The 15,496-nt window shown below is 40.1% G+C and carries 12 protein-coding genes, 1 tRNA gene and 3 rRNA genes; 2 read left to right on the top strand and 14 right to left on the bottom strand.

Annotated features, from left to right (window positions below):
- Nucleotides 1–37 precede the first annotated feature (37 nt).
- Genes CC204_RS17445 through fabT form a run of 3 tightly spaced genes read right to left on the bottom strand, consistent with a single transcriptional unit; the run spans nt 38 to nt 1,730 of the window.
- On the bottom strand, nt 38–265 hold the full coding sequence (locus CC204_RS17445) for an acyl carrier protein (protein ID WP_088271335.1): 228 nt from the start codon (nt 263–265) through the stop codon (nt 38–40).
- Between the two features lie 50 nt (nt 266–315).
- The gene (locus CC204_RS17440; RefSeq protein ID WP_088271334.1) at nt 316–1,275 is read right to left on the bottom strand and encodes a beta-ketoacyl-ACP synthase III; all 960 of its coding nucleotides are present in this window, start codon (nt 1,273–1,275) and stop codon (nt 316–318) included.
- 14 nt (nt 1,276–1,289) lie between these two features.
- The gene (fabT, locus tag CC204_RS17435; RefSeq protein WP_069663499.1) at nt 1,290–1,730 is read right to left on the bottom strand and encodes a fatty acid biosynthesis transcriptional regulator FabT; all 441 of its coding nucleotides are present in this window, start codon (nt 1,728–1,730) and stop codon (nt 1,290–1,292) included.
- 278 nt (nt 1,731–2,008) lie between these two features.
- Here fabT and CC204_RS17430 point away from each other — a divergent pair, with 278 nt between their 5' ends.
- Nucleotides 2,009–3,070: an NAD(P)H-dependent flavin oxidoreductase gene (locus tag CC204_RS17430; protein ID WP_088271333.1), complete on the top strand. Its 1,062-nt coding sequence runs from the start codon at nt 2,009–2,011 to the stop codon at nt 3,068–3,070.
- Between the two features lie 61 nt (nt 3,071–3,131).
- On the opposite strand, the gene CC204_RS17425 is transcribed toward CC204_RS17430, so the two are convergent.
- From CC204_RS17425 to CC204_RS17370, 11 genes are all read right to left on the bottom strand, one after another.
- On the bottom strand, nt 3,132–3,362 hold the full coding sequence (locus tag CC204_RS17425; RefSeq protein ID WP_069663497.1) for a YkuJ family protein: 231 nt from the start codon (nt 3,360–3,362) through the stop codon (nt 3,132–3,134).
- A 112-nt stretch (nt 3,363–3,474) separates the two neighbouring features.
- A complete protein-coding gene (locus tag CC204_RS17420) occupies nt 3,475–4,353 on the bottom strand; it encodes an NAD(P)-dependent oxidoreductase (RefSeq protein WP_088271332.1) in 879 nt (292 codons plus the stop codon).
- Nucleotides 4,354–4,429: 76 nt separating this feature from the next.
- Nucleotides 4,430–5,653 carry a glycosyltransferase family 4 protein gene (locus CC204_RS17415; protein WP_088271331.1) on the bottom strand — a complete coding sequence of 408 codons (1,224 nt, stop codon included), beginning with the start codon at nt 5,651–5,653 and terminating at the stop codon, nt 4,430–4,432.
- Nucleotides 5,654–5,673: 20 nt separating this feature from the next.
- Complete coding sequence (locus tag CC204_RS17410; protein WP_088271330.1) at nt 5,674–6,720, bottom strand: LTA glycolipid anchor biosynthesis glycosyltransferase, IagA/BgsA family; 1,047 nt, start codon at nt 6,718–6,720, stop codon at nt 5,674–5,676.
- Nucleotides 6,721–7,004: 284 nt separating this feature from the next.
- Nucleotides 7,005–7,078, bottom strand: a tRNA-Asn gene (locus CC204_RS17405).
- A 10-nt stretch (nt 7,079–7,088) separates the two neighbouring features.
- Nucleotides 7,089–7,204, bottom strand: a 5S ribosomal RNA gene (gene rrf / locus CC204_RS17400).
- A 95-nt stretch (nt 7,205–7,299) separates the two neighbouring features.
- Nucleotides 7,300–10,211 (bottom strand): 23S ribosomal RNA (locus tag CC204_RS17395).
- 230 nt (nt 10,212–10,441) lie between these two features.
- Nucleotides 10,442–12,001, bottom strand: a 16S ribosomal RNA gene (locus tag CC204_RS17390).
- The 16S, 23S and 5S rRNA genes sit together here with 1 tRNA gene alongside, the layout of an rRNA operon.
- Nucleotides 12,002–12,554: 553 nt before the next feature.
- On the bottom strand, nt 12,555–13,064 hold the full coding sequence (locus tag CC204_RS17380; RefSeq protein ID WP_088271329.1) for a GNAT family N-acetyltransferase: 510 nt from the start codon (nt 13,062–13,064) through the stop codon (nt 12,555–12,557).
- A gap of 148 nt (nt 13,065–13,212) precedes the next feature.
- Complete coding sequence (locus CC204_RS17375; protein WP_188634524.1) at nt 13,213–13,584, bottom strand: hypothetical protein; 372 nt, start codon at nt 13,582–13,584, stop codon at nt 13,213–13,215.
- A 64-nt stretch (nt 13,585–13,648) separates the two neighbouring features.
- A complete protein-coding gene (locus CC204_RS17370) occupies nt 13,649–14,017 on the bottom strand; it encodes a CvfD/Ygs/GSP13 family RNA-binding post-transcriptional regulator (RefSeq protein WP_088271327.1) in 369 nt (122 codons plus the stop codon).
- Nucleotides 14,018–14,217: 200 nt separating this feature from the next.
- Between CC204_RS17370 and CC204_RS17365 the strand changes: the two genes are divergently transcribed.
- Entirely contained in the window at nt 14,218–15,384 is a 1,167-nt protein-coding gene (locus CC204_RS17365) for a MalY/PatB family protein (protein ID WP_088271326.1), read from the top strand.
- Nucleotides 15,385–15,496: the final 112 nt, after the last annotated feature.

The following is a 15,496-nucleotide window of genomic DNA, read 5'->3' as shown; positions in this document are numbered from 1 at the left end:
TGTTTTGCCAATTCTATGTTTAAGCAAATGAGCTTGATTATTCTGCTGTTTGTTTTTCTACGTAAGTTACTAAGTCTTGCACTGTTGCGATGCCATCTTCTGATTCAATTTTCACATCGAATGCATCTTCGATTTCATTAATGATTTGGAATAAATCTAAACTATCTGCATCTAGTTCTTCTTGGATGTTTGTTGTTAATTTTACTTCTTCTGGCTCTTTGCCTAATTCTTCTACGATAATTGCTTGAATTTTTTCGAATACCATGTGTATATTCCTCCAATAAATTTCTTTTTTAATTTTATATAGTCACAGTCTTACAGCGTTAAGAGGATCGATCCCCACGTTAAACCGCCGCCATAACCTGTTAACACAATTTTTTGTCCGGAGCCAATTTTCAGGATTCCAGCCTCTACTGATTCATCCAATAATAAGGGGATGCTCGCAGCAGAAGTGTTGCCATTTTGTTCCATATTCGTTAAAAATTTTTCTCTTGGAATGTCGAGCTTTTTGGATATTTTTTCGATGATTCGTTTATTTGCCTGATGTAGTAATAAGTAATCAACATCTTCTTCGACGATTTCACGAATATTACTTGCTACATCTTTTAAAGAAAAATCATAAATATCTCGGCCTGTCATTTTAAGATAGTTAGATTCTTCTGAAGATTCCGTATAAAAAGGACTCTTGTTTTCCAAATATCCTGAAGTCAGCGACTTGGCTCTTTTCCCATCTGCCTGAAGTTTTTCGGAAATAAAATGTTCTTCAGTATCAGCTTCAAGTAACACACCTGCTGCCCCATCACCAAATAGTACGGCTGTTGTTCGGTCATTCCAATCGATCACTTTTGACAAAGTTTCGCCGCCAATGATCATGCCAAGGCTTTTACCTGTTCGAATTAATTTTTCGCCTAAACTTAAAGCATATACAAATCCGGAACATGCTGCACTTATATCAAAGGCAAATGCTTTATGCGCAGCAATACTTCCTTGAACCAAACACGCAACAGAAGGTGTTCCGTAATCAGGTGTCATCGTAGCAACTAGAATAAAGTCTAATTCCTCCGGCTTTTTACCAGATTTTTCTAATAATCGTTCGGCTACCTTGATACATAAATCCGACGTATTTTCATTGGTAACAATATTTCTCGCACGTATCCCAGTCCGACTTGAAATCCATTCATCAGAAGTCTCCATCATTGTTGATAACTGTTGATTGGAAACAAGGTTTTCAGGAACATATCGGCCTGTGCAAGTTATTTTTGCGAATTGGTTCATTTTGGCCCTCACTTTTACTTATATTCCTTCAAGAAATCATGAAGATTTTTTAGCGCTTTTAATAATGCTTGCTCTTCTGATTTATCCATTCCGCTTAAAATCCGTTTCACCATTTCTCTATGGAAGTGTTGGTGGACTCTGAAAAGGAGTTTTCCTTTCTTTGTCAAACCTAACTTAACGACTCTACGATCATCTTCACTTCGAATCCGTTCAACGTAGCCTTTTTTTACAAGATTATTAATTGCAACGGTCAAAGTTCCAACAGTAATCGACAATTCTTTTGCTACTTCTGAGGAAGTTTTCTTTTTATACATTCCGATTGCTTCGATCGTATGCATCTCAGTAATGGACAGATCATTAAATTGTGATTTTTTTAGCTCAGATTCTTCAATAGTTAAGATATCATTGAAGACACTGACAAGATAATCGTTGACTGTTTCTAAATTAGGTTCCATGTGTGCGCACCATCCATATAGTTTGATAATCAAATCATTTGATGTTCAAACTATATCGTATATAAAAAGAGATTGCAAGTAAAATATTGGATTTTTAATTTTTCTTAACTAAAAAGCCTATTATATCAAGCCTATTTTAAATAAAAAAAAATCGGAGTTGTCATTTTCTTGACTTTCTAAAAAAAACAATTGACAGTTCTCTTTCAATTGACTATCATTTGTTTTAGTTTGAATGTCAAAGTATTTACTTTTTTTTACTAATACAAAGGAGCAAAAATATGTCTTTAAAACCATTAGTAATAGACAATCTTGTTGCACAAGTTCCAATCATCCAAGGTGGCATGGGCATCGGAGTTAGCTTAGCGAATTTAGCCGGTGCCGTTAGCCGTGAAGGCGGCATCGGTATTTTATCAACGGCACAAATCGGATATCAAGAAGAATTGTTTGAAAAATCACCATTACAAGCGAATATGATCGCCATCCAAAAACAATTTGAAAAAGCAAAAGAAATTGCTTGTGGCGGGTTGATCGGCTTCAATATCATGGCGGCAACCTTTCACTATGATCGTTATGTAAAAAGATGTGTTGAAGTTGGCGCGGATGTCATTATTTCTGGGGCAGGACTGCCAATTAATTTACCAGAATTAGTTGAAGGAAGTCAAACTAAAATCGCACCTATCGTCTCCTCAAATAAAGGAGCAAAGGTTCTTTTAAGTACTTGGAAAAAGAGATATAACAAAACTGCTGATTTTGTTGTGATCGAAGGACCGAAAGCTGGAGGGCATCTTGGCTTTAAAGCTGAAACACTCGAAAAAAGTATTGAACAAATGGACGAAGAAATTGTAAAAATCGTTGAGACAGTCAACTCTTTTGGAGCAGACTTCAACAAAGAAATCCCAGTTATTTTTGCCGGTGGTGTTTTCGATCGTAACGATATCGATCATTATCTCAGTTTGGGTTGTTCAGGCGTACAGATGGCTACACGTTTTGTTGTTACAGAGGAATGTGACGCACCAGAATCTTTTAAAAATGCCTACATCAAAGCTGAAAAAGAGGATATTACTATTATTAAAAGCCCGGTAGGAATGCCTGGCAGAGCCATCAAAAATCGTTTTTCTGAACGGATCAAACACGAGCAAATTCCGATTGAAAAATGCCGTAACTGCTTATCATATAAACATTGCGATCGTGAAACGATTCCATATTGTATCACTGAAACATTGTTGAATGCAGTGACGAAAGAACCTGAGGACGCATTAGTCTTTGCTGGTTCAAATGCTTACCGTATCAAAGAAAAGACCACTGTCAAAACTATCTTTAAAGAATTGACAACCGCTTAGTAAAAAAACCTTGTGGCATACATTTTGTATGCCACAAGGTTTTTGATTATTCTCTTTTCTTTTATTGAATTAAATCATAAATCTCCATAGCTACAATATCAATGTTATCAAATTGATAGCTTTGTTGAGAATCACTTTCTGTTAATTCAAATGTTTCAGTCGATTTATCATAATTCACGATGCATTTTTCTACGCCTTCTTTTTCAAAGCGGCGTACTTGAATTTCGTTGTCTGTTGCTTCAGTCATCGCTTCAAGTCTCTTAATAATCGCCACAAGTTGTGAATGTTTCATAAATGGGCCTCCCTCTGCAAACTAGTTCTGTACCATTGTATCAAAACATTGCGTTTCTTGCATGATATTTCGTCATTTTTTTTCATTTTTTTGCTGTTCTTTAATTTTTGATCTAAGAGCGTTTTCCTTCATCCCACCAAAGTTTGATCAAAGCTTGAGTTCCATCGTTCTCAAAGCCTTTATTAGCAAGCTTTTCATAGAGTTCAACCGCCAATTTCGTTGATGGTAGGTCAAGATCCATTTTTTCAGCCTCATCCAAAGCAATTTTTAAATCTTTTATAAAATGCTTTACGAAAAAACCTGGAGTGTAATCTTCTCTTAATATTCTTGGACTATAGTTGCTTAAAGACCAATTTGCAGCACTTCCACCAGAAAGAGTTTCGATCACTTTGTCCAAATCTAAACCAGCTTTATTTGCATAGACAAGCATTTCTGTCATTCCTGTCATCGTTCCTGCTATCATGATTTGGTTTGCCATTTTAGTATGCTGACCTTTCCCGGCAGTTCCATGAAGAGTAACAGTTGTTCCGAACGTCTTAAAAACAGGTAGTAACTGATCATATGAGTCCTTATCTCCACCGACCATAATTGTTAATGTACCATTCTTTGCCCCTAAATCTCCTCCAGACACGGGCGCATCCAAAGCAACTCCACCTAATTCACTGGCCTTTTCAGCAATTTTTTGTGCCAATGTCGGTGTACTTGTGGTCAAATCTACAATAATTTTTCCTTGGATATTTTCAGTGAAAATCCCGTTATCACCGAAATAAATCGTTTCGACATCTTTCGGAAAGCCAACCATTGTAAAAACAATATCACTTGATGCAGCGATTTCTGCTGGCGTCTCCTTCCAAATTGCACCTTCTTCTACAAGCTCATCGGTTTTACTCTTTGTTCGATTATAGACATTGACTTTTAACCCATGTTTCATCATATTTCTAACAATCGAAGCGCCCATTACACCTGTCCCGATAAATCCTATTTGTGGCATATTATTTCCTCCCTGTTTTTGTTTAATAAAAAAAACTTCTATCCTCAGTATAAACCAAGAATAAAAGTTTTAACATTTATTTTCTTAAAGATGTAAATTTAACTTTAATACGTTCGATTGAAGCGGCAGCTTCTTTTTCCACCAATCGTTGATCATAATATTTAATCATATCTTCGTAAAATTCAAACATTCGATTACCAAAATAAGAAGCAGAGATCTCATAAAGTTTTTCTTTTAAAATGGTTTCATCTGGTTTGATCCCTGATTCAACATAGGCAATAAATGCTGATGCAAACTCATCATCACTTTCAAATGTATGTCCTAAACTTTCATGATCAAATAGATTATTTAAGTAAGCATTCCCCTCAACTACACAGGGAACACCGGAAGCCATTGCTTCAGTATATGTTAATCCTTGGGTTTCAGAGGTTGAGGCGCTGACAAAATAATCCGCAGCTTTGTAATAAATTGCTACTTGATCATTAGGTACTTCACCGACAAATTGGATCTTTTCACGAATATTCAGTTCTTCTGCTAAGCAAGATAGTTTTTCTACATAGGGGCCATCACCTACGATCACAAAACGGGCATTGGGAAATCGTTCGAATATAATTGGTAAACCTTGAATAATTGCTTGAATATTTTTTTCATATGAGATGCGGCTTAAAGATAAAAGCATCATATTCTCTTTAGTTAACCCTAGCTCTTCTCGTAAGGCTTCTTTCATTTGTTCAGTAATATCTGGTCTTTCAAACTTTTTAATATCAATCCCAGTTGGAATGATCCTCATAGGAGAAGTTACTCCATATTCTCTCAGTTTATCAATGACGCGCTCACTAGGGCAAACGACGCCTGTTGTATGATTAGCAAAAAAACGAGAAAAATATTTCACATGTGTTGGACGAACTACTTTGCCTTTGGCAATATAATGTAAATAATCCTCATACATTGTATGATAGGTATGAATAACTGGTATTTTTAATTTTTTCCCAACCATTTTTCCTAATAAACCTGCTCCAAATTCTGTATGTGTATGGATCAAGTCTAGTTCCAGCTCTTTGGCAATCAGATAGGCATACCACATTCCCCGTACAACGATTCTTCTATCTTTAAAAGATACAAAAGGAACACTGGGCATTCGAATTACATCTTCTTCAAATTCTTTTGCATTAGGATCTGTAGTCGTAAAAATATAGACTTGATGACCCTTTTTTTCCAGTTCCTCTTTAAGTGTTTTTATTGACGTAGCAACCCCACTGACCTGGGGAAAGTATGTATCTGTAAAGAAACCAAATTTCACAATGTTCCCCTCCATTACTTTCAATTTTTTTGATAGATTTGTTCACTTTCATTTGTGTGATCACGATTTAATACTTTTTCATAAACTTCTTTTAGATCATGACCAATTCGTTCAATACTTTTTTGCTTAGCCACTTCATAACCTAACTCACAGGTATTTGGCAGTTTTTTTTCGATCAAGGACTCGATCAAAAAAGCAAAATCTTCATTTGTCGAGCCCATATAACAATTTTCTTTATCCTTAAGCCAGCCTTTATATACTGGAATATTTCTTACTAAAACTTGCTGCTTACTTGCTAAAGCCTCCAATATTACAATTCCTTCTGTCTCTTCATAAGAAGGAAAGAAAAATAAATCTGCTGCTGAGTAGGCACCTTCAATGATGTCCCCTTTTATATAGCCAGGAAATTCGACATTCTTAGGATGATCTTCTCTAACAAGCGTACGAATCGTTCTTGGAATTGAATACATTGGCGTATGACCAAACCAGATAAAACGGTAGTCTGGAAACTGTCTAGCTAACTCAACAAAGTCAATAATGCCTTTCCTTTCAAAATATAACCCTACACAAATAATTACTTTTTGATTGCTCGAGATATTAAAATACTCCTTAAATTTTTCTTCTTTTTCTTTCGAACGTTCAAAACGATTCAAATCGATGCCATTAGAAATTGATGCAATTGGTACTTTTATTCCATAACCTTCTAATAAATCCTTAGAATAAGGCGTTGGCGTAATTAAATAATCCGCTTTAGAATACAAACTTATTAAATACTTTTTAACTAAAGGTGATAATTGATTGGAACCGATGAAGGAATTTCTAAAGTCTTCTTCAGTTGAATGAGCATGATATATTACTTTCTTTCCCATTTTTCGTGCTTTATTTACCATGTTATGACTATTGATTCCATATGTATTTATGTGCAATATATCGTAATCCGTGCATTCAGCATCTAATGTATACTCGATTCCCACAGCAGAAAGTGCGCGCTTTTGATGGTCAAGTGCCCGGCCAATCCCTGACTTGGCTAATATTTTCTCACCTTCAAAATATAATAATACTTTCACGTTGCTCCTCCTAACTTCTCCAAGCTATTATACCACAGCTTGAAGAATCTCCACTCAATCTTAAGACCTAGTTCGTTCGGATTACAAATAATTATATCAAAAAACGTAGTAACAAAGCGAAATTTTCACAAAATAGATCGCTAATATGACAAAACTGTTAGATAAAATCAATTCATTTGCATACTATATCATTATTTCATGTTTTCTTTATTCTTTCAAAAGATACATTTATTTTATTTTAAACAAAAAAAGAACGAAAACTTAAAAAGTTTTTCGTTCTTTTACTCCGGCAGTAGGACTCGAACCTACGACATCATGATTAACAGTCATGCGCTACTACCAACTGAGCTATGCCGGAATAACAACGAGCGCGGCGACGTCCTACTCTCACAAAGGGAAACCCTTCACTACAATCGGCGCTAAGAAGCTTAACTTCTGTGTTCGGCATGGGAACAGGTGTATCCTTCTCGCTATCGCCACCACACTGGGTGTTGTTGTATTTAATTGAGTGATGATTCACTCAAAACTGGATTGAAGCTTGTAATCAATGCTTACCAAGATCTTTTATTTTATTTCTTTTTGGTTAAGTCCTCGACCGATTAGTATTGGTCCGCTCCGTACATCACTGCACTTCCACTTCCAACCTATCTACCTCATCTTCTCTGAGGGGTCTTACTTTCTTAAAGAAATGGGAAATCTCATCTTGAGGTGGGCTTCACACTTAGATGCTTTCAGCGTTTATCCCTTCCCTACATAGCTACCCAGCAATGCCCTTGGCAGAACAACTGGTACACCAGCGGTAAGTCCATCCCGGTCCTCTCGTACTAAGGACAGCTCCTCTCAAATTTCCAACGCCCGCGACGGATAGGGACCGAACTGTCTCACGACGTTCTGAACCCAGCTCGCGTGCCGCTTTAATGGGCGAACAGCCCAACCCTTGGGACCGACTACAGCCCCAGGATGCGACGAGCCGACATCGAGGTGCCAAACCTCCCCGTCGATGTGGACTCTTGGGGGAGATAAGCCTGTTATCCCCAGGGTAGCTTTTATCCGTTGAGCGATGGCCCTTCCATGCGGAACCACCGGATCACTAAGCCCGACTTTCGTCCCTGCTCGACTTGTAAGTCTCGCAGTCAAGCTCCCTTCTGCCTTTACACTCTGCGAATGATTTCCAACCATTCTGAGGGAACCTTTGGGCGCCTCCGTTACCTTTTAGGAGGCGACCGCCCCAGTCAAACTGCCCACCTGACACTGTCTCCCAGCCCGATTAGGGCTGCGGGTTAGAGGGTTCATAACACAAGGGTAGTATCCCACCAGCGCCTCCACCGAAACTAGCGTTCCGGGTTCATCGGCTCCTACCTATCCTGTACATGTGGTACAAACACTCAATATCAAGCTACAGTAAAGCTCCATGGGGTCTTTCCGTCCTGTCGCGGGTAACCTGCATCTTCACAGGTACTAAAATTTCACCGAGTCTCTCGTTGAGACAGTGCCCAAATCGTTACGCCTTTCGTGCGGGTCGGAACTTACCCGACAAGGAATTTCGCTACCTTAGGACCGTTATAGTTACGGCCGCCGTTTACTGGGGCTTCAATTCTGAGCTTCGCCGAAGCTAACCCATCCTCTTAACCTTCCAGCACCGGGCAGGCGTCAGCCCCTATACTTCATCTTTCGATTTTGCAGAGACCTGTGTTTTTGATAAACAGTCGCTTGGGCCTATTCACTGCGGCTGACCGAAGTCAGCACCCCTTCTCCCGAAGTTACGGGGTCATTTTGCCGAGTTCCTTAACGAGAGTTCGCTCGCTCACCTTAGGATACTCTCCTCGACTACCTGTGTCGGTTTACGGTACGGGCAGTTGTTTTCTCACTAGAAGCTTTTCTTGACAGTGTGACATCAGGAACTTCGGTACTATTATTTCCCTCCCCATCACAGCTTGTCCGTACAGAGTAAAGCATTTGACTCTACTCAAGACTTACTGCTTGGACATGCACTTCCAGTCGCATGCATTCCTTAGCCTCCTGCGTCCCTCCATTGTTCAAACAAAAACAACTGGTACAGGAATATCAACCTGTTGTCCATCGCCTACGCCTATCGGCCTCGGCTTAGGTCCCGACTAACCCTGGGCGGACGAGCCTTCCCCAGGAAACCTTAGTCATACGGTGGACGGGATTCTCACCCGTCTTTCGCTACTCATACCGGCATTCTCACTTCTAAGCGCTCCAGCCGTCCTCACGATCGACCTTCAACGCCCTTAGAACGCTCTCCTACCATCACACCAGAGGTGTGATCCACAGCTTCGGTAAACTATTTAGCCCCGGTACATTTTCGGCGCAGGGTCACTCGACTAGTGAGCTATTACGCACTCTTTAAATGGTGGCTGCTTCTGAGCCAACATCCTAGTTGTCTGTGCAACCCCACATCCTTTTCCACTTAATAGTTATTTTGGGACCTTAGCTGGTGGTCTGGGCTGTTTCCCTTTCGACTACGGATCTTATCACTCGCAGTCTGACTGCCGAATATGAATGAATGGCATTCGGAGTTTATCTGAATTCGGTAACCCGAGATGGGCCCCTAGTCCAAACAGTGCTCTACCTCCATCATTCTCAACTTCGACGCTAGCCCTAAAGCTATTTCGGAGAGAACCAGCTATCTCCAAGTTCGTTTGGAATTTCTCCGCTACCCACAGCTCATCCCCGCACTTTTCAACGTACGTGGGTTCGGTCCTCCAGTGCGTTTTACCACACCTTCAACCTGGCCATGGGTAGATCACATGGTTTCGGGTCTACGACTACATACTCATTCGCCCTATTCAGACTCGCTTTCGCTGCGGCTCCGGCTCTTCACCTTAACCTCGCATGCAATCGTAACTCGCCGGTTCATTCTACAAAAGGCACGCTCTCACCCATTAACGGGCTCGAACTTGTTGTAGGCACACGGTTTCAGGATCTATTTCACTCCCCTTCCGGGGTGCTTTTCACCTTTCCCTCACGGTACTGGTTCACTATCGGTCATTAGGGAGTATTTAGCCTTACGGGATGGTCCCCGCGGATTCCGACGGAATTTCTCGTGTTCCGTCGTACTCAGGATCCTCCTAGGTGCTGTCACAATTTCGTCTACGGGGCTATTACCCACTTTGGCGGACCTTTCCAAGTCCTTCGACTATCCTGACAGACTACCATATCGGAGTCCTACAACCCCAACAAGCAAGCTTGTTGGTTTGGGCTTTTCCCGTTTCGCTCGCCGCTACTCAGGGAATCGAATTTTCTTTCTCTTCCTGCAGGTACTTAGATGTTTCAGTTCTCTGCGTCTACCTCTAACCAGCTATGTATTCACTGGAAAGTAACATCCTATAAAAGATGCTGGGTTCCCCCATTCGGAAATCTCTGGATCATAGCTCACTTACAGCTCCCCAAAGCATATCGGTGTTAGTCCCGTCCTTCATCGGCTCCTAATGCCAAGGCATCCACCGTGCGCCCTTATTCACTTAACCTTATCAACCTTGCGGTTGGGTCTTGACTACTTCTTCTAGCGATAGAAGGTTGGTCAATAAAATAAGCTTCGAACAATTAATTAATTAACTCTTCAACGCGGTGTTCTCGGTTTGTTTTGATTACTTTTTTTACTTCAATATCCAGTTTTCAATGAACAATCGTTTGAGAGTAGACCTCTCAAAACTGAACAAAGTGTTGACGAACCGTGTAGTTCCGTACTATTCCTTAGAAAGGAGGTGATCCAGCCGCACCTTCCGATACGGCTACCTTGTTACGACTTCACCCCAATCATCTATCCCACCTTAGGCGGCTGGCTCCAAAAGGTTACCTCACCGACTTCGGGTGTTACAAACTTTCGTGGTGTGACGGGCGGTGTGTACAAGGCCCGGGAACGTATTCACCGCGGCGTGCTGATCCGCGATTACTAGCGATTCCGGCTTCATGTAGGCGAGTTGCAGCCTACAATCCGAACTGAGAGAAGCTTTAAGAGATTTGCATGACCTCGCGGCCTAGCGACTCGTTGTACTTCCCATTGTAGCACGTGTGTAGCCCAGGTCATAAGGGGCATGATGATTTGACGTCATCCCCACCTTCCTCCGGTTTGTCACCGGCAGTCTCGCTAGAGTGCCCAACTGAATGATGGCAACTAACAATAAGGGTTGCGCTCGTTGCGGGACTTAACCCAACATCTCACGACACGAGCTGACGACAACCATGCACCACCTGTCACTTTGTCCCCGAAGGGAAAGCTCTATCTCTAGAGTGGTCAAAGGATGTCAAGACCTGGTAAGGTTCTTCGCGTTGCTTCGAATTAAACCACATGCTCCACCGCTTGTGCGGGCCCCCGTCAATTCCTTTGAGTTTCAACCTTGCGGTCGTACTCCCCAGGCGGAGTGCTTAATGCGTTTGCTGCAGCACTGAAGGGCGGAAACCCTCCAACACTTAGCACTCATCGTTTACGGCGTGGACTACCAGGGTATCTAATCCTGTTTGCTCCCCACGCTTTCGAGCCTCAGCGTCAGTTACAGACCAGAGAGTCGCCTTCGCCACTGGTGTTCCTCCATATATCTACGCATTTCACCGCTACACATGGAATTCCACTCTCCTCTTCTGCACTCAAGTCTCCCAGTTTCCAATGACCCTCCCCGGTTGAGCCGGGGGCTTTCACATCAGACTTAAGAAACCGCCTGCGCTCGCTTTACGCCCAATAAATCCGGACAACGCTTGCCACCTACGTATTACCGCGGCTGCTGGCACGTAGTTAGCCGTGGCTTTCTGGTTAGATACCGTCAAGGTAAGAGCAGTTACTCTCCTACTTGTTCTTCTCTAACAACAGAGTTTTACGATCCGAAAACCTTCTTCACTCACGCGGCGTTGCTCGGTCAGACTTTCGTCCATTGCCGAAGATTCCCTACTGCTGCCTCCCGTAGGAGTCTGGGCCGTGTCTCAGTCCCAGTGTGGCCGATCACCCTCTCAGGTCGGCTATGCATCATCGCCTTGGTGAGCCGTTACCTCACCAACTAGCTAATGCACCGCGGGTCCATCCACCAGTGACACCCGAAAGCGTCTTTCAAATCAACACCATGCGGTGTCGACTGTTATACGGTATTAGCACCTGTTTCCAAGTGTTATCCCCTTCTGATGGGCAGGTTACCCACGTGTTACTCACCCGTCCGCCACTCCTCTTTTCAAATGAGTGCAAGCACTCGGTAGAAAAGAAGCGTTCGACTTGCATGTATTAGGCACGCCGCCAGCGTTCGTCCTGAGCCAGGATCAAACTCTCATAATAAAAGTTGAACACAATCTTGCGATCGTTAAGCTCATTTGTTTGCTAGCATATTGCTTCGCTTGTTAAAAATTGTTGTTTGTTTTCACCGTTGTGAAAACAACCTACACATTTGGTTTGTCTTACTTTGTTCAGTTTTCAAAGGTCTACGTTGTTACCTCGCAGCAACTTTTATATCATACCAAATCTTCGATTCGATGTCAACACTTTTTTAAAAAAGTTTCAAAGTTTTTTCTGCTTGGCGTTGTCGTTTGTTTCAGCGACAACTTCATTAGTTTATCAGGTTGTTTGTTATTTGTCAACAACTTTCTTCCTGATTTTTCAAGTTTTTTTAAAACTTGAATTGTTATTCTATTTTGGTCGTTTCGGCGTTTTTGTTGCTCGCCTTGCGACATGTAATAATATAACAAGTTTTTCTTAATTGGTCAACCTTTATTTTCAAAAAAAGTGAATATTTTTTTATCTTGATTATCTGCCCTAACTACTTTTTCGCCTTTTAATAACATATTTCGAATTATCTCTTATTTTCAAATTAAATCACTTTTATTTCCGATCATTATTTCATCTTATACGAAAATAGTTCGAATTCTGTCCCGGTGCTATCTTTTGAATAATCAACATGTTTAAATCCATTATCCATATAAAATGTTGCTAAACGTTGATTACTTGCTAAACAATCTAAACGTAGTTCATCGATCTGCTTTTCAAATTTATTTTTTATAGCATTCAGCAATTCTTTCCCGTAACCAGCTTTTCGATATTTTGGACGTATTATTACACGATGGAGATAGCATGCATTTTTATCTGGTTCAACTTTTTCCCAAAGTAGTCGATCCCATTCAGTCGGTGTCTGCCATGCAGCAACCATTCCTACTAGCTGTTTTTCATTATTATAGAAGAAAAACACTTCATTTCTTTTGACAGCAGCAATTATTCCATGCTTATCTTCTCCATTTAGCACATCAGACCATTGATCACTACCGATTGACTTTAGCCATTCTGCAGTTTCTTTTAGTATTTCTAACGCAGTTTGTCCTTCTTCAAACGTTGCTTTTCTGAGCTCCATTTTATTCTTCCCCTTATGTCTTTCTACTATATAAATAGATAACTTAATAAAAAAGACGGGTAAACCAGAATTTGGTTCACTCCGTCTACATAATTTTGAATAAAGGAAGTATCCATGCTACTTCCTTTATTCCTTATGTATCTAATTTTTAAAACATCGGTACTCCTTCAATTTCAAAAGAAGAGAGTAAATTTTTTAATTCGGACGGTTTTTCCCAAACATACGTACTACCGATTGTTGGTATTTCTGAATCTTCATTCATTTCAAATACAAATAGAGGCATATTTTCAACCTCAGTATGGGCATTTGTCAATTCGACTAAATTAATTGAAGTAACATCTAAAAGAACTTCTTCTTTGAGAATCTGCAACATACTAGCCAAAGCGGTCATCTCTTCTGAAACTTTTGTTGTAACAAACTGCATCGATCCATCAACTGGATGAACGAGAAATTTTTTAGAACCATCATTTAAATGCAATATAATAGTACCAGCGACTTTTTTGTTAGACAAAATATCCACCTCAATTAATTTTTGTTTTCATAAACTAGGAAAATTGTACCATATTTTCTGAAAAAAAACAGAATTATTTCGATAACAGTTTCTCCATCGCTTCATTTCGCCAAATAGGAAGCTCTTTTTCCAGTGTTTGAAAACCAATTTTCTTGTTTTTATTCGTGAAGTATTTTTTTCGTCGGTAGTTTGGCTGCTGTGTTTGACTCTCCAGCGTTCTCAAAGATAGACTGATTTTTTTTGTATATTCATCGATGTCAATGATTTGAACCTTCACTTTTTGCCCAACTTCTAGTAGATTGTGTATATTTTTTGTATATCCTGCTTGCACTTCTGACACATGAATCAGTCCTTGAACTGTCTCGCTTAGTGAAACAAACGCGCCGTATGGCTGTAATCCTGTAATCGTTCCATCAACGACCATGCCTATTTTATAGTCCATAATTATTAGCCTCTTTTCAATTTTCACACTAAAATATTTCCCTCATTTAAAATAATAGCATGTTCCGTCAAAATGTGCATAGATTTCTTTCTACTATATAATATTCGTTCTTTTTGTTCATATTTTCTTAAAAGTCTATTATACTAGAGTTATCACTCAAGTAATAGACTAAATAATTGATAAGTGAAAGGATGAAGTGAATGGTAGAGTTTGATAAAGTATATGATCGTAGAAATACAAATTGTGCAAAATGGGATTCCATTAAGAATACTTATGGAGAAGATGGCTTACTTCCTCTTTGGGTGGCTGATATGGATTTCAAAGCGAACAAACCTGTTTTAGATGCCTTAAAGAAAACAGTAGAACAAGGAATTCTAGGATATTCTCCAGCACCAGATTCATTGTATCAAGCAATTCAAAGTTGGCAGCAGCGCCGCCATGATTACTCGATCACTAAAGAAGCGATTCTTTTTAACAGCGGGGTCGTTCCAAGCTTAGCATTAGCTGTTCAGGCTTTTACTCAACCTGGTGAGGCAGTTTTAATTCATGATCCTGTTTATCCACCATTCGCTAAAGTCGTTGAACAAAATAATCGAAAGCTTGTTCGTAGTGCTTTAGAAGTGAGTGACGGGCACTTTGTCATGAACTTAGATGATATGGAAAAACAAATTCTGAATGAAAACGTCCGTCTATTCATTTTATGTAATCCTCATAATCCAGGAGGACGAGTTTGGACTGCTGCTGAATTAGAAGCTGTTGGAAAATTATGTGCGAAGTACGATGTCCTTGTTGTAAGTGATGAAATTCATCAAGATTTGATTTTTGCTCCTCATCAGTTTACAACATTTGCCAATGTTCATCCTAGCTTTAAAGATTTTTCTATTACTTTAACAGCAGCCACAAAAACATTTAATTTAGCTGGCATCAAAAATTCAATGGTCTTTATCGAAAATTCTGACTTACGAAAGAAATTCGTTACGATCCAGCAACAGAATGCCCAAGATGAAATCAACATTTTCGGTTATGTTGGAACAGAAGCAGCTTATGAATATGGAGATGACTGGCTTAAAGAGTTACTCGCATACCTAAAAGAAAATATCGATACAGTAGCTGACTTTTTAAAGCAAGAACTGCCTCAAGTAAAAATGATGCGACCAGAGGGAACGTACCTGATTTGGCTTGATTTTTCAGCGTTTAGTCTATCTGATGCAGAACTTCAAGACCAATTGGTCCACAAGGGCAAAGTAGTTTTAAATGCAGGGATCACTTTTGGTCCTCATGGTTCACAGCACATGCGTTTAAATGTTGCTTGTCCAAAAGAAACGCTACTAGAAGGTTTACGCAGAATAAAACATGCATTTGAATAAAAACACAACTGATCAAGACGTAGCTCAACGAGTTATACGCTTATCGCTTAACATCTAATACAAGAACAGAAGCGCCTGATCCTTCCTTATGATCAAGCACTTCTGTTCTATT

The organism is Enterococcus wangshanyuanii, from assembly GCF_002197645.1.
GTDB lineage: Bacteria > Bacillota > Bacilli > Lactobacillales > Enterococcaceae > Enterococcus_L > Enterococcus_L wangshanyuanii.
The sequence above is the reverse complement of the archived record's forward strand: the minus strand, read 5'-3'. Positions and strand labels throughout refer to the sequence as shown.